Origin of the sequence: Paenibacillus favisporus (assembly GCF_040545415.1) — a bacterium.
Classification (GTDB): domain Bacteria; phylum Bacillota; class Bacilli; order Paenibacillales; family Paenibacillaceae; genus Paenibacillus_AQ; species Paenibacillus_AQ favisporus.
In genome coordinates this window covers 215,643-233,611 of the sequence record NZ_JBEPLV010000001.1, presented here as the reverse complement: position 1 = coordinate 233,611, position 17,969 = coordinate 215,643, and the positions used below count along the sequence as shown (strand labels likewise).

General features: G+C 54.4%; 13 protein-coding genes. 4 read left to right on the top strand and 9 right to left on the bottom strand.

Annotated elements, in window-relative coordinates; all coding sequences use genetic code 11:
- Positions 1-60: 60 nt before the first annotated feature.
- Positions 61-333: a 30S ribosomal protein S20 gene (gene rpsT, locus ABID47_RS01085; protein WP_076169770.1), complete on the top strand. Its 273-nt coding sequence runs from the start codon at positions 61-63 to the stop codon at positions 331-333.
- Positions 334-552: 219 nt separating this feature from the next.
- Positions 553-1,767 (top strand): MFS transporter, encoded by a 1,215-nt coding sequence (locus tag ABID47_RS01080; protein WP_354494632.1) that lies wholly within the window; start codon positions 553-555, stop codon positions 1,765-1,767.
- Positions 1,768-1,907: 140 nt separating this feature from the next.
- Here ABID47_RS01080 and murA read toward each other — a convergent pair whose 3' ends face one another.
- A complete protein-coding gene (gene murA / locus ABID47_RS01075; protein ID WP_145131641.1) occupies positions 1,908-3,203 on the bottom strand; it encodes a UDP-N-acetylglucosamine 1-carboxyvinyltransferase in 1,296 nt (431 codons plus the stop codon).
- 220 nt (positions 3,204-3,423) lie between these two features.
- Here murA and ABID47_RS01070 point away from each other — a divergent pair, with 220 nt between their 5' ends.
- Positions 3,424-4,317, top strand: coding sequence for a LysR family transcriptional regulator (locus tag ABID47_RS01070; protein WP_251677256.1), 894 nt, complete (start codon positions 3,424-3,426; stop codon positions 4,315-4,317).
- A gap of 52 nt (positions 4,318-4,369) precedes the next feature.
- On the opposite strand, the gene ABID47_RS01065 is transcribed toward ABID47_RS01070, so the two are convergent.
- From ABID47_RS01065 to ABID47_RS01035, 7 genes are all read right to left on the bottom strand, one after another.
- Entirely contained in the window at positions 4,370-6,478 is a 2,109-nt protein-coding gene (locus ABID47_RS01065; RefSeq protein ID WP_354494629.1) for a multicopper oxidase family protein, read from the bottom strand.
- A 199-nt stretch (positions 6,479-6,677) separates the two neighbouring features.
- Positions 6,678-7,697, bottom strand: a complete 1,020-nt coding sequence (gene holA / locus ABID47_RS01060) for a DNA polymerase III subunit delta (RefSeq protein ID WP_116229471.1) — start codon at positions 7,695-7,697, stop codon at positions 6,678-6,680.
- Positions 7,698-8,074: 377 nt separating this feature from the next.
- Positions 8,075-9,328, bottom strand: a complete 1,254-nt coding sequence (locus tag ABID47_RS01055; protein ID WP_354494627.1) for a zf-HC2 domain-containing protein — start codon at positions 9,326-9,328, stop codon at positions 8,075-8,077.
- The gene (locus ABID47_RS01050) at positions 9,325-9,873 is read right to left on the bottom strand and encodes an RNA polymerase sigma factor (protein WP_076169765.1); all 549 of its coding nucleotides are present in this window, start codon (positions 9,871-9,873) and stop codon (positions 9,325-9,327) included. The genes ABID47_RS01055 and ABID47_RS01050 overlap by 4 nt, the downstream gene beginning before the upstream one ends.
- A 363-nt stretch (positions 9,874-10,236) precedes the next feature.
- Positions 10,237-12,936, bottom strand: coding sequence for a ComEC/Rec2 family competence protein (locus ABID47_RS01045; RefSeq protein WP_354494624.1), 2,700 nt, complete (start codon positions 12,934-12,936; stop codon positions 10,237-10,239).
- 195 nt (positions 12,937-13,131) lie between these two features.
- On the bottom strand, positions 13,132-13,650 hold the full coding sequence (locus tag ABID47_RS01040; RefSeq protein ID WP_076169763.1) for a deoxycytidylate deaminase: 519 nt from the start codon (positions 13,648-13,650) through the stop codon (positions 13,132-13,134).
- Between the two features lie 107 nt (positions 13,651-13,757).
- The gene (locus ABID47_RS01035; RefSeq protein ID WP_354494622.1) at positions 13,758-14,423 is read right to left on the bottom strand and encodes a ComEA family DNA-binding protein; all 666 of its coding nucleotides are present in this window, start codon (positions 14,421-14,423) and stop codon (positions 13,758-13,760) included.
- Positions 14,424-14,617: 194 nt separating this feature from the next.
- Between ABID47_RS01035 and comER the strand changes: the two genes are divergently transcribed.
- Positions 14,618-15,451 carry a late competence protein ComER gene (gene comER, locus ABID47_RS01030; protein ID WP_354494620.1) on the top strand — a complete coding sequence of 278 codons (834 nt, stop codon included), beginning with the start codon at positions 14,618-14,620 and terminating at the stop codon, positions 15,449-15,451.
- Here comER and leuS read toward each other — a convergent pair.
- Positions 15,448-17,892, bottom strand: coding sequence for a leucine--tRNA ligase (gene leuS, locus ABID47_RS01025; RefSeq protein ID WP_354494618.1), 2,445 nt, complete (start codon positions 17,890-17,892; stop codon positions 15,448-15,450). The genes comER and leuS overlap by 4 nt on opposite strands.
- Between the last annotated feature and the right edge of the window lie 77 nt (positions 17,893-17,969).

Sequence of the window (17,969 nt, the reverse complement as noted above, 5' to 3'; positions counted from 1 at the left end):
AACTATTTTAAGTTGTGAATCATTTCGAGCTATTCGAATGCCTTACAGGAGGTGAATGCAATGCCAAACATTAAATCCGCCGTTAAACGCGTGAAAACAAGCGACAAACGCCGTGCGCTTAATGCTTCCCAAAAATCCGCGCTTCGTACAGCTGTGAAGGCTGCCGATTCTGCGCTGACGAATAATGAAGTCGAAGCTGCTAAAGCTGCTGTTCAAGCTGCATCCCAAAAACTGGACAAAGCCGTAACTAAAGGCCTGATCCACAAGAACGCAGCCAGCCGCAAGAAGTCCCGCCTGGCGAAAAAACTTAACGCTCTCAGTGCACAAGCCTAAGGGAGCGCTATCCATACGATGAAATGGAAAAGTCCTGAGCAGCTCCCAAGCTGATCAGGACTTTTAAATTTTCTTTCGATACGCGTACAGAGCTGACAACGCCATAGCGGCGCGCCTTTTGCTCTTTTATATAGCACGGACAGCCATGTTCGAAGCAGCCTCATGAAGCAAGTGGACACCCCATGTGCTGTATACTAGGTTTAACAGGAGATGACGTCTATGGAAAGCTGGAAGAAAAATCTATGGGTTTTATGGTTCGGCTCGCTGATCGTGTCCTCAAGCTTCTCGATGGTGGTACCCTTTCTTCCCTTGTTTCTGATTGAAATCGGTGTCACCAAAAACATTGAGATGTGGTCCGGTCTGCTGTTCAGCGCAGCGTTTTTTGCGGGAGCGCTTTCATCTCCGTTCTGGGGATCCGTCGGCGACAAATACGGCCGCAAGCCGATGATCATCCGCGCAGGTTTTGTGCTGTGCATCATTTATTTGCTGACGGCGTTTGTCACACATCCGGTGCAGCTGCTCATCCTGCGTATTTTACAGGGGCTTCTCTCCGGGTTTATTCCGGGAGCCATTGCGATCGTCGGTACCAACACCCCGGAGAAAAGGGTCGGCTACGCGCTGTCCACCATGTCCACGGCCACGGCGACGGGCAGCATTATGGGGCCCCTGCTCGGCGGCGTGCTCTCCAAGGTGTTCGACAACCGGCTGGCCTTCGGCAGCGCGGGCGTGCTGTGCTTTCTGGCCACGCTGCTCGTTATCTTTTACGTCAAAGAGGAAAAATTCGTCCCGAGCAAAGGCAAGCTTTCGGTGTTTAACACGCTGAAGCAGGCCGCCGTCAACAAAATGCTGATGATCGTCCTGGTGCTCACCATGGTGACGCAGTTCTCGGTCATGACCATCGAGCCGGTGCTCTCCCTCTATATTGTGGAGATCGGCCACTCGGCATCGGATGCGTCCATCCTGGCGGGCTTCATCTTCTCGCTCGTCGGGATCGCCAGCATCATCTTCGCCCCGCGCTGGGGCAAGCTGGCCGACAAGGTCGGGTTCCAGAAAATACTGATGATCGGCTTGTTCGCCGGAGGCATAGGTTCGCTGCTCCAGATCCCGTTTCATAACATTTGGGCGTTCTCGGTCGTCCGCTTCCTGTACGGCTGCTTCTTCTGCGCCGTGTTCCCGGCGCTGAACGGTCTTGTCGTCCGGTCTACGCCAAGCGAATTCCGCGGAAGGGCCTTCAGCCTCAACCAGACCGCGAACCAGCTCGGCGGCATGCTGGGACCGCTTGCGGGCGGCGCGATCAGCGGCGTGTTCAGCATTCATACCGTGTTCCTCATTACAGGGCTATTCCTGCTGCTGACGATGGGCCTCGCCTACTGGTCCCAGCGTTTCGGGAGCCTGTCCGCTCAGCAGGCCTCGACTAAAGCGATTGACGGGTAGAAGCGTTTTATGTCTCGTATAAGATTGATCCAAATCATAAAACAAAACGAAAATAGCCCCCGCTGCCGTTCTTCCGGTTTGGGGGCTGTTTGCCGTCAAGAACACGTAAGCTAAAACAGCCCTAAGCAGCCGGCCGGCGATCACGCCGTTGTCGTATATTCGGTGCCGTCCGGAGCGGGTTCGCCTTCGTGGATCACCAGCCCGATCCCCGCCTGGCCGAACAAATGCACCGCGTCCTCATAGCCGCGCTCAATATGCTCGATGCCCGTGATTCGCGTCGCCTGCTCCGACTGCAGGCCGGCCATGATCAGGCAGGTTCCCGCCCGGACATCGGTCGCATGGGCGTAGCCGCCGTGCAGCGGTCTGCCGCCTTTAATGATGGCATAGCCGTTCTTCGCCTGGATATCGGCGCCAAGCCGGTTTAATTGGGCGACATGGCTGAAACGGTACGGGTACACCTTTTCCCTGACGGCACTGTAGCCCGGCGCCTTCAGGAGCAGGCTCGTAATCGGCTGCTGCATGTCGGAGTTGAACACGGGATACATGCCCGTCCGTACCCGCGTCGGTTTGATTTTCCCCTGGCTGCTGGCGATGATGTAATCGTTCCCGCTTTCAAATTCAATGCCAATTTCGCTCAGCTTGGCCATGATGGACCGCACATGCTCGGGAATGACCTGCTTCAGGGTCAGCGTGCCGCCCGTAATGCCCACCGTCATCATAAACGCCCCCGCAATGAGACGGTCGGGGATCACCCGATACCGGCATCCTGTCAGAGACTTCACGCCGCGTATACGGATCGTGTCCGTGCCGGCTCCGGTGATGTCAGCTCCCATCCGGTTCAGCAGCTGGCAGACGTCCACCACTTCCGGATCCGTCGCACAGTTGTGCAGATGGGTTATTCCGGCCGCCAACGAAGCGAGCAGCACCGCATTGATCGTTGCGCCGGATGTCAGCAGATCGAAGCAAAAGTCGGTGCCCGTGAGCTTTTCCGCCGATACCGTGTACTGCTTCTCTTCCAGGGTCACGTCCGCCCCGAACGCCTTGAATATTTTCATATGCTGGTCAATGGGCCGCTCCACGAAATTATCACCCCCCGGATAACCGAGCGTCACCCGCTTGTACTTACTGAGAAGCCCCCCGATCAGATAATAGGAAGCGCGGAACGAAGACGTCAGCGCCTGATCGAGGACGGATGAATGAATCCGGGATGAATCCACAACAAAATGGCCGTCATCATTTTTGCTCACCTGCAGGCCGATGCGGCTTCCAATTTCTCCAATGGCGCGGATATCGTTAATATCCGGTATGCCCTCCAGTATTGTCGGTGTGTCTCCAAGAACGGCAGCGGCGATGAGGGCGAGGGAACTATTCTTGGACCCTGGAATGATCACGCTCCCGTCGAGCGGGCCTCTCTGCTTCACTTCTAACCAGCGCATGCGAACTCCACCATTTCTATATAGTTTTTGGTCTTGAACAATCATAAGGTAGAATATGCTGCACACTTGCCGGAGGACAATCTGAATTGGAGAAATAGCCTCGCACCCCGGTTAAGGCACAATCATATGCCTCCTTTCCCTCTTCATCATTTATTGATTCACATGAGTCTATTTTTATCTATAATAAAATAGATCCACAGGAATGTGAGGTGCATATACTTTGGAACTGCTTCAGCTTGAGTACTTTCGTACGGTAGCTCGTTTGGAACATATGACCGAGGCTGCGGGGGAATTACATGTTACCCAGTCTTCGCTCAGTAAGACGATTCAGCGGTTGGAAGAAGACCTGGGCGCCCCTTTATTCGACCGAAGCGGCCGCAATCTACGGCTAAATGCGTTTGGCCGTTCTTTTTATCAACGTGTCGAGCGGGCTTTGTTTGAATTGGAGGAAGGTAAACGCGAAATCGCGGATATGACCAGTGCTGATTACGGAACACTGACGCTGGCCGTGAACACGGCTTACATGCTGCCCGATATTCTTAACCGATTTCGTGAAATTCGGCCGCAGGTTCAGTTCCATGTAGAGCAGCTGGGAACCCATGAAATGGAAACCCGGGTAAAGAAGGGTGAGGTTGATTTTTGTTTGTCTTCCCCACCCATTCTGGGCAGCGAACTCGTATGCGATGTCGTTTTCCAAGAGCAGATCTATGTGACCGTTCCAGCAACCCACCGGCTGGCGGGCAGAAGCCGAATTCGTTTATCCGAACTTAAGGAGGAACGGTTCGTCAGTTTAAAAAAGGGTTACGGGATCCGCGACTTGATGGATCGTTATTGCGAACAGGCCGGATTTGTACCCAGTAACGCTTATGAAGGCGATGAGCCCGCAACCTTGGGCCCTTTGGTCCTAACCGGGCTTGGCATTGCCTTTATACCCGAATCCGCATTACAAGCGGGATCCCGTGCCAACGTGGCTTGCCTGCAAATCGAGGATCCGGTGTGCACACGGGAAATTGGGCTGACAAGACACCAGAGCCGCTATTTTACAAGTGCAGCCAAGGAATTCCGCCAAGTCATCATCGAGCACTTCCGGAACATGGCTCAAACCGAGATTTAACTTCGCGACCCGCTGTGTCTAGTTAAAATATAGCTCAGGGTGAACCCATGACTTATTCCGGCTGGTTGGATGTTTTCTTTCCGACCTCAAACGGTGTGGTGATCCCTTCATAGGACAAGTGCATCGTCATTCCCTTTTCGGCATGCCATAAATTATGGCAATGATCCATCCAGATCCCCGGATTATCTGCCTGAAACGCAACTTCATAGACTTCACCGGGAGCGACATCCAGCGAATCGGTCCACCAAGGGCTCCCTGTCGTTGGTTTTCCGTTCCGGCTGAGGACGAGCATCGTATGCCCATGAAGATGCATCGGATGATGATCCCACCCGCGGTTAATAAAAGTTGTTTTTACCAGATCACCTTCTTTGACCGTTAACATAGGTGTGTCCGGAAAGACGCGTCCGTTAATGGTATATAAAGCGTATATTTTACCATTGTAGAACCCGAGGCGCGAATCCAAAACGATGTTGAAGGTACGGTCAAACTTGCTGTGGATGCCGAAAGGAGTCGGTTGCTTCTCCCCGTAAGTCCCCGGATCAAAGACAGCATTTTTTTCATTTATAGCCGGGGTTGAATGGGTGACCGCCTCACTAAAAACGATCCCCGGAGTGACGCCTGCCTCACTTCGGCTGCTCAATCTTACAGGCGTTTTGGGCATGGTGAATAAAATATCATATCGTCCTCCGCCGGCGATCATTAGCTTCTGATCCTTTATGTCGGTGGGCGAGTGAATCTCGTTGCCGTCAATTGCCGTCACTTCGAACGGGACTCCCGATAGTTGGAACGTTTGCGGGTAGTTCTGGGCGTTAATCAGGCGCAATTTGACCTGGGTGCCGGCTGGAATCGTTTGACGATCCAGCGTGTCCTTTAGCCCATACGTCGGGGTTAATGCGCTGCCGTCCGACAATTGCCAAGCGTGGCTTAGTACGGTGATGTCCTTCGTATTGAGCTGGGGAAGATCGTTTGGTTCAACGATGAGCGAACCGAACAGCCCTTTGATCACTTGTTTGGCCGATTGTTGATGGGAGTGGTACCAATACGTTCCCGCTTGTTTGGCTTCGAAACGGTATACATGCGTTCCACCGGGCGGCACAGAATCTTGGGTCACCCCGGCAACGCCGTCTTCTGCATTCGGCACATTATAGCCATGCCAGTGAATCGTCACCCCCTCTTCAATATCTTTATTTTTCAAAACAACTTCAACAATCTGCCCTTGTTTCACGCGTAATTCCGGCCCCGGAGCAATCCCGTTAAAGGTCCAGGCCTCCATCGTCTTGCCGGAACTTAATTTCACTTGCTTCTTCTGGGCGACCAATTCGAAATGGCGGTCTGCTTTCTCGGTTTGAGGACCTGTTAATGCGGTTACGCTTATTTCTTTAACTTTCATGGTATTACGTATGGTATTACTCATGGAATGGTTCATGGAATGATTCATCGCCTGCATATCCATTTCGTGATCCATGCTGCCCATATTCATATGGTCAGGCAGTACGGACGCTTTCATCGATAAGGCGTACCAGCCGCCAATGAGAATCGCAAGGCAGGCACTGGAGATTACCGCATGCTGAAGTCTTGTAGATACCGTCATCGCATAATTGGCTTTGACTCGTTTTCGGCTGAGGCGTTGTTGCCGAAACCACAAAACAACGATAACCGCAGCGAAGGACAGCCATAGAATAACGGCATGTAACACATTTAACTCAAACGGGTAAACAACATAGGAAAAGTAACAGCCTGCGATCGAACTGATCAGAGCCGCTTGCACGGGAAGCATAAGCCCGGGTGAGGTCAGGACCTTCCGATCCGTTTCGTCTACAGTGGATTGTAGATTTTCCGATATTCGGCTGGTGATCTTGCGCAGCATCGAGAGGGGTACTATCGTAGAGATTGCCGAAGGAATGAACAGCGGCATGGTAAGGAGGACCTTCTCTTTTATAAATTCCCATCCATACGTCCCTAATAAAAACAGGATGACGACTTCGGCAATGACCAGACCTTGAGCGATAAAGAAAGGGATCATGAACCGCACGATACTTCGCTGCAGCTCCTTTTTTGTGGATCGGTAGGGAAGACGGCTCAAACGATTCGCTATCACCGCCCACATCCCAATCAAGAGAAACAAGACGATAAAATCAATCAGATAGATCAGTTTGAACATGATAACAAGCTCCTTTCTCTAAAAGCCGAGAACATTCATTGATGTCAAACCCATCATAAAAAAATTCATTCATTTATTCCAACGCATTTAAATCCATGGAAGTATTGACTCCAAGGAATGAATAATAAAATAAAAAACACCGCCCTTACGCTCCAAAGCGTAAAAACGGTGCCTCTTTCACATCTATTCAATTGTTTCGCTACCCCGCCAGTCTGAGCAGGAACAGCTCCAGGCCGAGCACTTTATCAATCGCCCCGGTCTTCATCTGGTAATCGAGATCTCCGAGCCTGCTGAGGATCGCCTTCAGCTGGTTCGGCTGAAACTTGCGCGCCTGCTCCCCGGCAATCTTGACCGCATAAGGATGCAGTCCCAGTTGGGAAGCGATTTGCTGCTGCGAATAGCTTTGGCCGCCGAGGTCCTTCACCTGCAAAATAATGCGGAATTGGCGGGCGATCAGCGCCGCGATTTTGATCGGCTCCTCCTTCTGCTTCAGCAGCTCATAGAAGATGCCCAGCGCCTGATCCAGCCGCAGATTGGCGATCTCCTCAACGAGGGCAAATACGTTCTGCTCCGTGCTCCGCGCCACCAGCCTGTCCACGATGTCCGTCGTCACGGTGCCGCCGCTGCCGGCATACAGGCACAGCTTGTCCACTTCGGCTGCAAGCGTCTGCAGCTGTGTGCCCGCGTTGCGGACCAGCATCTCCGCCGCCCCCGGGGCGAAGCTGCATTCGCGCTGCTTGGCCTTCTTCTCGATCCACCGCAGCAGCTCGTCGCTGCCCATCGGCATAAAGGAAAGCACCGTGCCGGCGCTTTTCACCGCCTTAACGACCTTTTTGCGCTCGTCCAGCTTCTCGTTGTTCACCAGGAAGATCAGCACGCTGTATTCCGCCGGATTACCTATGTATTCGAGCAGCGATTCCATGCGGTGTTCGACTTTGCCTGAATCCTTTCCTGCAGTAAAAACGGAAGCATCCCGGACAAAAATAAGCTTTCGCTGCACCATAAAAGGAATCATCTCGGCCTCTTCCACGACTTCCTGGATCGGGGTGTCGGCCAGATCATAGTGTACGATCGCAAAATCCCGCTCCTCCTTCTGCAGCAGCTGGTCCTCCATCAGTGAGGTAAATTCATTCATCTGGTATTTCTCGGTTCCGTACAGGAGGTAGACCGGCGATACATCACCCTGCCTGATCGCTTTCACCGCCGCCTTTACATCCATTGTTGCTCCCCCTTCTCTCTATCCATGCCCATTGATATCTGCTAATCCCGTTCCGCAAGGTACATCATTCCGATGCCCCGTCCATCCGGCCAAAAAAAGCGCTACACCCATTTTACCAAAAACGGCGGGGAAGAAAAACAGGCCTCCCCCCGGCAGGCCGAATTACGGGTCGCGCAACAACAAAAGGACCCCTGCTGTTCGCATAAGGTCCCTTTGTTCCAGCACATCTATTATAAACACCGGCGTGAAAAGCTCTAGAAACTTAACCGCCGGTGGTCATACGACGTTTTGGATCCTGCGTAATATAACCTATTCCATATCTCTATCATGTGTGCATCATGAGCAGCACATTTTTTTATGCTTTGTCATCAGGCGGCTTACGGTGTGGAGCCGTCCTGTTTGCCCACCTGATACGTCTGGCTTACCGTCGAGCCGCTGGCATCCGTGGTCTGGTACGTAAACACGGTGCTGTCGGCAGACCACACGCCCGATACCCACGTTCCCGGCAGATCAAGGGAGCTTACCTGCTTGGAGCTTCCGTCCGAAGTTACGCTGTAGATGACCAGCTTTTTGTTTTCGACAGAGGCCGCATACTGACCGTCAGGAGAATAGAACTTGTTCGAATCTGCTTTAGGCTTAATGGCCATAATGCCCATTTGTCCCGACGTGTCGCCTTCTTGAGATCCGTTAACCTCAGGAGTGGAGCTATCCGCCGCTTGACCGCCGTCTCCATCCGGAGGAACGATGTCCTTCTGAACCTCATCCCCTTTCGGAGGCGGGCTCTCCGTGTCGGTTGGAGCGCTTAGCGTCGCCTGGCCATCATCCCCTTCCTGCTTGCCGGTGCCATTGTCAGCCGATTCAGTGGATCCGGCTTTGCCGGCATTGTCCTGGCTGCCGGTGTCCGCTTTCCGGCTGGTCTCCGCATCCTGGGCCGGAGTGTTGGACGAGTCCTGATGCTGCGCATAGGTCTGGGCCTCCTGGCCGGCGGCCTTGTCGCTAGACGCTGTGTCGCTGCCGCCAACTTGGCTCTCGCTGAGCTGCGAAGGATCCGATGATGCCGGCGTTTTCTCTTCTGAAGGACCCTGTGCGGGCTCGGAAGAACCTGTATCTTGTTCGACAACGTTGCTCTTCGATTGTTCTGCGCCTGAGGTCGCCGCCGCGTCCATGCTGCCTGCCTCGTTGGAGGCTGCCGTATTAACAGGCGGCTCTTCCGCCGTAGATAGTTGCTTCGGATTGTAATTCAGCACCGCCACCCCAAGAATGACTACAGCCGCAGCGCCTCCGAGCGCTGTACGTCCAGCTACCGTATTCCAGAACTTGCCCTTGCGGGCCGGACGGGACGGAACAGGTACCATTTCGGCTGGCGCCGGCATTTCTTCGAGCGATGCGCTCTTCTCGTGGCGCGCCTGATCGATCGCATCCAGCTGAGGCATGATGGCATCGACGAGACTGAACTTAGGCGTTACTTTTGGCAAATCTTCGAGGTCTCTGGACAACGATTTCAGCAGCCGAAAGGTATCCGCACACTCAGGGCATGTCTTCAAATGTTCATAGAGCTTGACGGTTTCCTCTTCGTCCAAGTCGTAATCCAAGTAACGGTGCATCCACTCCACCACCTCTGGACACTTCATCCTGATACACCACCTTTCTGATGCTCTTGGAGCATGTTCTGCAGCTGCTGTCTGGCCCTGAATAAATAGGATTTCACCGTATTCAGCGGCAGGTTGAGACAGTCAGCGATTTCATTGTAGGAGAAATCCTGCAAATATCTAAGGACGATCACAGTCCGGTGATGATCCGGCAGTTGATTGATGGCCTCCTGGATGTCCTGGGCCAAATAAGAGGATAAAACCTCTTTCTCAACATTCTGTTTGTCCTGAAAAACGAGCTCATGTTCGTCGATCGAAACCGTAGGCTTCGTCCGCCGGAACTTGTCGATACAGATGTTCGTGACGATCCGCTGTATCCACGTTTTAAACTGTGCCTTCTCTTCATAGGAATCGATTTTGGTATAAATCCGAATCAATGCTTCCTGGGAAGCGTCGAGCGCATCCTGCTCATTATTCAGAATATAAAAAGCTGTCCTGTAAACATGTTGTTCAATTTCTCTTAATAGGGTGATTAGAGCGTCGCGATCGCCCGATTGAGCGGCTCTGATGAGTCCCTGCTCTACCACAAAGGATCCCCCTCTCCCTGCAATCTTACAGACGTGTAAGACCAGCAAATTGTTGCAATTTGTAACCACATTTTTAAAGTTGCTGAAAAGGCAGGCCCCGGGAGTGCTTGCCATTCCTAAAAAACCGGATATAACCTTCAACCGAAAGCGGTTTTTTCTTCTGCTTCGATCCACCCGTAATCGTTTTGTTAAATCTGCTTCCCGTAAAAATCCGGAAGGTATGTACGTCAAGGGTGACACCACCGTTTTACTTCATCTCTGCTGATGAAAACCACAATTAAGAATACCAAATTCCAGAGGCGGAGTCACCTGAAGATTCTGCGGCCAACCTCATTATTCTAAGCGTTTTTCATAGACAAATCATTACGATTTTGTTATCAGCTTGGTTCTGACACGGATTTTCCCGGATTTTACCGAAAATTGGATTTCCCCCTGCAGATCGGTCCTGTAAACGGCCGCTCCTTCCTCGGAAATCCGCTGCAGCACATCGGCATGCGGATGGCCGTACAGATTGTTCACGCCGGCCGAAATAACGGCTGCTGCGGGCTTCCACCGGCTCAGCCATTCCGCCGAACTGGCTGTCTTGCTGCCGTGGTGCGCGATTTTGATCACATCCACGGGTGCTTCCAGCATTTCGCCCGCGGTTTGCAGCGCCGGCTCATGGACGCCTTGCCCATTATCCGCCACCGCCTCATCAAGCCGGCCAGAGTCCAGTGTCTCAAGAATCTGCTCCTCGGACGCCTTGTCCATATCTCCGGTGAACAGGAAGCGTCCCCCGTTCATTTCGAGCATGAACACGACCGAGTCATGGTTCTGGTCCTTGACGACCGGCAGCGCCTCCTGATCGGTCTGCGACAGGATCGGGCCGAGAAAAACCAGCTGCGTCCGGCCGTCCGGGGCATAGTTCATTCCTTGGTGAATGGCATAAATCGGAATATGCTTGTCTACGGCGGCAGCCATCAGCCGATCAAAGGCAGCCGTGCCGGCCATCGTCCCATTGAATAAAAACGCCCCGACCGGAATCTGATCCAGCACCGCCTGCATGCCACCGGCGTGATCCTGGTCCCCGTGCGTTACGATGACCGCGTCCAGCCTATGGATTCCCCGCTTCTTTAATAATGGAACGAGAACCTTGGCGCCGACCTCAAACGGCTGCTTCCGCTCCTTCCACCCGTCCTCCGCCTTGCGGAAGCTGACGGTACCGCCCCCGTCGACCAGAAGGTGCTTTCCTTGCGGAGTCGTGATCAAAATGCTGTCACCCTGCCCCACGTCCAGCACCTGCACTGCTCCTGCCCCGCGGAAGTGCTCCGGCTGGTATCCCGCGTACAGAAGAACGATGAGTATGCATAGTCCCCCAAGCGCTCCAGCGGCAAGCCGGGTTTTCGTCTTTGACTGCAAAGCCGCTTCAGGGCGGCGGGCTGCAGGCGGCACCTCCAGCGGCACGGTCGCGTCCGGCTCCACCGCCATCTGCCGCCGGCTGAGCGACCACCCTTTTCCGAAATAGAGCAGCCCATACAGCGCTATAAAATAGGAAGCAATCCAAACCGGCGAAGGTGACTTCCAGATCGTCACGAACTGCGGATACCCGTTCATCCATTTCACCAGCCAGAAAGACAGATCGTCCAGCCACTCGGCTGCCGCTGCCAGCATCTTGCCCCCGGACAGCCATAACGAGCCGATGAGCAGCGCTGCCGTCCCCACAGGGAGAACGAGAAAGGTAATGAAGGGAACGAGCACAAAATTGGCCGCAAACGATAGTAAAGAGAACTGATTGAAATAATAGATCGTCAGCGGAAAAGACACGAGTTGGGCAATAAGGGTAACGCCGACCGCACCGGCGATTTTGGACGGCAGAAAGGACAGCTGCGGATGTATCAACGGAACATAGACCATCAGGCCTGCCGTCACGAGAAACGACAACTGGAAGCTTACGCTCAGCAGATAATATGGATTCCAGAGCAGCATGAGCAGCGCCGCCGCGCTGAGGATGTTCAATCCGTCCTTCAGCATCCCCTTTCGGGCTGCATACAGCCCGATCATACTCATAATCCCCGCCCTCACGACGGACGGACTGACACCGGACAGAAGAACGTACAGGGGCACGAGCAGCATGACAAGCAGCAGCGATTTTTCACGGGAGAGGCGCAGCAGGGAAAAAATATAGAGCAAACAGCCAACGTACACGGCGACGTGCATACCCGAGATCGCCAAAATATGGGTCAGGCCCAGTTGGGAGAATTCTGCGTAGGTTTCGGGATCCAGGTCGTCTTGAAGCCCGATGATCAGCCCCTTCATATAACCGGCATGGGGTTCCTGGAAAATCCGGTCGATCATTCCGCTCAAGCTGTTCCTCGCCTGATCGTTCCAGCGCAGAAGAAGGGTCATGCCAAGGCCGGACGGAGCTGAAGCCTGGACATTGGAGGCACCGGCGGCTTTAAACAACCAGTGAATTTTCTGGGTCACCAGGTACTGACGGTAATCGAAGCCGCCGAAGTTCCGGGCGCTCTGCGGCTGCGCGAGGCTGCCGGAAATCCGGACCCGGTCCCCCCGCTGCCATTGGCGGGCAGCTTCCTGCTCCTGCCGGCTTTTTAGCTTGACCTGCACCATGACCTTTTCGGACACCGTACGCTCGCTGCCCGTACTCGTTCCGGCATCCCGTGAGTTGGGTTCTCTGCTGGCTGTGTTCCCGTCGATAGGTACCGCTTGCCGAACGCTCATGACAAAATCGGCTCGGTCCCCGTCGACTTCGACGGCGGAGGCGATCATGCCTGTCATTCGGACACTGGCTCCGTCGATTTGGGCAGCATCAGCCGCCTGGAGGGCTTCGGGGAGCTTGGATACATTTGCGGCTTCCTGCAGCTCCCAATACGCTCCCGACGCCGCTAAGGCGCACCAGATGATGATCACGGTCCGGAGGAAGTCTCTCCGGTACATACCGAGCGCTGCCAGCAGCAGCGATGCGCCTGCGATCAGGAGAAGCAGCCTTGGACCCGAACAAGCATAGGCTGCGCTGCTGCCGGCGATCCAGCTTACCGTGAATACGATCAGCGGTCTTTGTTTCATATCATACACTTCCCTTCTTTACATATAGGCTTCCGACGGTTTCTCATGCGCACTTCGCCTGCGCCTTCTTTTACGAAAACCAAAAAAGGACCCCTGCCGGCAGCCGTGCTGCGGACAGAGGTCCTTCCCCTAATGATGGTTTATTCCATATTCCCGAATATTCCTGTGTAACCGTATGTTTAGTCTTTCTGTCAATTAATCCGCCACCGTCATCACCGTTTCCCGTGGCGGCTCATAGACGGGCAGCCGGCGGAAGGTAATGCCCTTCTGCCGCATCATTTCCGTAACCTTCTCCGTATCCTTAGGATACGGACGGTGATACACGATCTCGGTCACGCCGCTGTTCGCCAGCATGTTGGCGCAGGTCCAACAGGGCTCGTCCGTAACATAGACGGAGCTGCCTTCCCGGTCGATGCGGTCGGTGAACAGCAGCAGGTTTTGCTCGGCATGAATCGTCCGGACGCAGCGCTGCTTTTTCACCATTTCCTGCTTCCCGTCCACGTCCACAAGCTCGTACTCCTCAGCGATCATGCACCCCGCTTCCGAGCAGTCCGGTACGCCCATCGGCGCTCCGTTATACGCGGTGCCCAGCAGCTTCTTCCCTTGAACGAGCACGGCTCCGACATGGCGCCGGGAACAGCGGGAACGCGTCGATACCATATATGCAATATCCATAAAGTAAGTGTCCCAGTCTTTTCGGGTATCAACCGTCATGAATCCATCACCTGATTTCCGTAGAATGTGTACATATTGTATCACAAGAAAAACGTTTACCGATATACCTACATGGGAGACAACGCATTTAGCGCCTAACGGATAACCTACAGCTGGATGTACGGCTTCATTTTTTCCAGCATTTTGGGTCCGATGCCTTTGACCTTGTCCAAATCCGCAACCGATTTGAACGGTCCGTGCTGATTGCGGTATTCCAGAATGGCTTTGGCCTTGGCCTCACCGATCCCCGGAAGATCGGTCAACTCCGTTAGTCCTGCGGTATTGACGTTGACCTTTTTGCCCTGCCCTCCGGCATCTGTCTGCGAACCGGACACCGTGTCAGCCGAACCTCCAGCCGGTGGTTGCTTGGACGAAGTTCCTGCCGGCCCTGAATCCTCATTCGCCGCCAGTCCAGCGTCAGAATGGGTGCTTCCGTTTGCCGCTTGGCCCGCCGCCAATTCATCCCCCGAACTCTGCGCTCGATCTGCCGTATTTCGGCTTTCATTCGCCTGCGCGGATCCCGAGGGTACGGCGTCCTGCTTGGCGTCCTGCTTAGAACCTTGCTCCTGCTTTTGTTTGTCATCCGCTGCCGCGGCGCCTTTAGGTAATTCGCCTGCCGAACCACCCGCTTTTTCGTTCAGCACGCTTTCTACCCTGCCGTTGAGCGGCTGCCACTGCTCCATGCCGCTGCTTGTATGAACTCCTGACAGCAGAATGGCCCCGCTTCCCAGCACGGCACAAACGATGCTGACGACTGCCGATATTCTTTTCACAACATGACACCCCGATTCTATGAAATGACTTGAAATGACTCGCTGTCGGTCCATAGATGAAGTACAGAATAACATACACTGAAAATTTATAACTCTATAATCCTGAATTAGCCGTCATGGTGGCCAAGTTATAGCGCATACACTAATGGGAACGATCATGTCGTTACTGCGAAGCACGAAAGGAGGGAACCTATATGAAGGTAGGATTTATCGGAACCGGCAGCATGGGCAGCCTGCTGCTTGAGGCCCTGATTGATTCGGGTTCGCTCGCTCCAAACCAGGTCTATGCCAGCAACCGTACCCCCGAGAAGGTTATCCGGCTCCAGCAGCGACACCCCGGTCTGCATGTATGCACCAGCAACGCGGAAACCGCGCACAACAGCGATCTGATCTTTTTATGCGTGAAGCCGCTTCAATTTAAAGCAATTCTGGATGAAATCGGGAGTACGCTTCGGCCCGATCAAATGGTGGTATCCATCACGAGTCCGGTGCAGATCCATCACCTGGAGTCGGCTTTGTGCTGTAAGGTGGCCAAGATCATTCCGAGCGTGGCCCACCGCGTTCAAAGCGGCGTCTGTCTATGTATGTATGGCAGCCGGATAAAAGAGGAAGACAGGCAGCTCATCGAGCATCTCCTGTCTCCCATCAGCAAGCCCATCCTCATCGATGAATCCTTTGTCAGGATCACATCGGATTTATCCAGCTGCGGGCCTGCCTTTTTAAGCTTTTTTCTGGATCAGTGGATCAACGCCGCCGTAGAAACGACCGGCATGGACCGCGGCGAACTGACGTGGATCGCCGGGGAAATGCTCCTCGGTACGGGTAAACTGCTGACGCAGGGAGGCTTTACGCCCCATGAGCTGCAGAAGCGGGTAACCGTTCCCGGCGGCATTACCGCCGAGGCGCTTGCCCTGCTGGACAGCAGCTTAACCGGCGTCTTTCACCGTCTGATCGCCACAACCCACGGCAAATACAAAGAGGATCTGGAAAAGTGTGACGCCCAGTTCGGCGGCCCCGGTGCCGATTAGTTCGCAACGATGTTTACAAGCTTACCCGGTACCGCAATGACCTTACGTACGGTTTTCCCGTCAATGGCCTGCTGCACGTTCTGCAGCGACATGGCGTGTTCCTGCATGGCTTCCTGGCTCATATCTTTGGCGATCATCGCCCGCTGAACGATTTTGCCGTTGACCTGAATGACGATTTCGACTTCCGATTCCACGGTCCAAGATTCGTCATAGGACGGCCACGGTACGTAAGTAATGCTCTCCTGATGGCCCAGACGCTCCCAAAGCTCTTCCGCGATGTGCGGAGCGAGCGGCGACAGCATCTGCACGAAGTTCTCGATCGCCAGACGCGGCAGCGCATCCGCTTTGTAGGCTTCGTTGATGAAAATCATCAGCTGGCTGATCGCGGTGTTGAAGCGCAGATTCTCCAGGTCGTCGGTCACTTTCTTGATCGTTTTATGCCATGTCCGCTTGAACTCATCGCTGCCATCGCCGTCAATAATTTTGCTGCTGAGGCTGCCGTCCTCGCTGACGATCAGGCGCCACACGCGGGAGAGGAAGCGGTGCGCGCCTTCCACGCCGTTCTCGTTCCAAGGTTTCGTCGCTTCCAGAGGCCCCATAAACATTTCGTACACGCGAAGTGTGTCGGCACCGAACTGCTCGACGATTTCGTCCGGGTTAATGACATTGCCGCGCGATTTGCTCATCTTCTCATTGTTTGTTCCCAGAATCATGCCTTGGTTGATCAGCTTCTGGAACGGTTCCTTGGTCGTGACGACACCGAGGTCGTACAGGAATTTATGCCAGAAACGGGCATACAGCAGGTGAAGCACCGCATGCTCGGCTCCGCCGATGTACAGATCGACAGGCAGCCATGCCTCCTGCTTCTCCGTCGAGCACAGCTCATCCGCATTATGCGGATCGATGTAGCGCAGGTAATACCAGCAGCTGCCGGCCCATTGCGGCATCGTATTGGTCTCGCGGCGGGCTTTCATGCCCGTCTCGGGGTCGATCGTCTCCACCCATTCGGTGACGTTGGCCAGCGGCGACTCCCCTGTACCCGACGGCTTGATTTGATCCACCTCCGGCAGCAGCAGCGGAAGCTGATCCTCCGGAACGGTCTTCATCGTGCCGTCCTCCAGATGCAGAATCGGAATCGGCTCGCCCCAATAGCGCTGGCGGCTGAACAGCCAGTCACGCAGGCGGTAGGTTACCTTGCCCTGGCCTTTGCCGTTCTCCTCAAGCCACGCGATCATTGCAGCGATGGCTTCTTCGGTGTGCAGTCCGTTCAGCGGGCCCGAGTTCACATGCTCCCCGTCCCCGGTATAAGCTTCCTCCTGCACGTTTCCGCCTTTGACCACTTCCACGATGTTCAGGCCGAATTTCTTGGCGAATTCCCAGTCGCGGGAATCATGCCCCGGCACCGCCATAATAGCTCCGGTTCCGTAACCTGCCAGCACGTAATCCGCGATCCAGATCGGCAGCTTCTCGCCGCTCACTGGATTGACGGCATAGGCTCCGGTAAACACACCGGTTTTGTCTTTGGCCAAATCGGTGCGCTCCAGATCGCTCTTGCGGGCTGCCTGCTCCTGGTAGGCCTTCACCGCATCCTTCTGTTCAGGCGTCGTAATGCGCTCTACCAGCTCCTGTTCCGGAGCGAGCACGCAGTAAGTGGCTCCAAACAGCGTGTCGGGACGGGTCGTAAATACCGTCAGCTTGGCGTCATGCCCCTCGATGTCGAACTGCACTTCAGCGCCCTTCGATCTGCCGATCCAGTTGCGCTGCATATCCTTCAGGCTTTCGCTCCAATCCAGGTCATCCAGATCTTCCAGCAGCCGGTCGGCATACTCGGTAATCTTCAGAATCCATTGGCGCATCGGCTTGCGGACGACCGGATGGCCGCCGCGCTCGCTCTTCCCGTCGATGACTTCCTCGTTGGCCAGTACGGTCCCGAGGGCTTCACACCAGTTCACAGGCACTTCGGCAACATAGGCGAGGCCGCGTTTGTACAGCTGGATAAAAATCCACTGCGTCCATTTATAATATTCCGGATCGGTCGTGCTGATCTCGCGGTCCCAGTCATAAGAGAAGCCGAGCGACTTGATCTGACGCCGGAACGTGTTAATGTTCTTGATCGTGATTTCCCGAGGGTGCTCGCCCTTATCCATCGCATGCTGCTCCGCCGGCAGGCCGAATGCGTCCCAACCCATCGGATGCAGCACGTTATAGCCCTTCATCCGTTTGAAGCGGGAGACGATGTCCGTCGCCGTGTACCCTTCCGGATGGCCGACATGAAGCCCGGCTCCGGACGGGTAAGGAAACATATCCAGCGCGTAAAATTTCGGCTTTTCAGGATCCTCTGTCGTCTTGAATGTGTGATGCTCATCCCAATACTTCTGCCATTTCGGTTCAATCACCTTGTGCTGGTAGCCCTGGCCTTGAACCTGCTCTTGGTTACTCATGCTCATTTGCCTCCTAAAATGCGCCCGCTGCCCGCCCGTTAGTCCTGGACGGCACGGCGCTCGTCTTTCATGTTTGC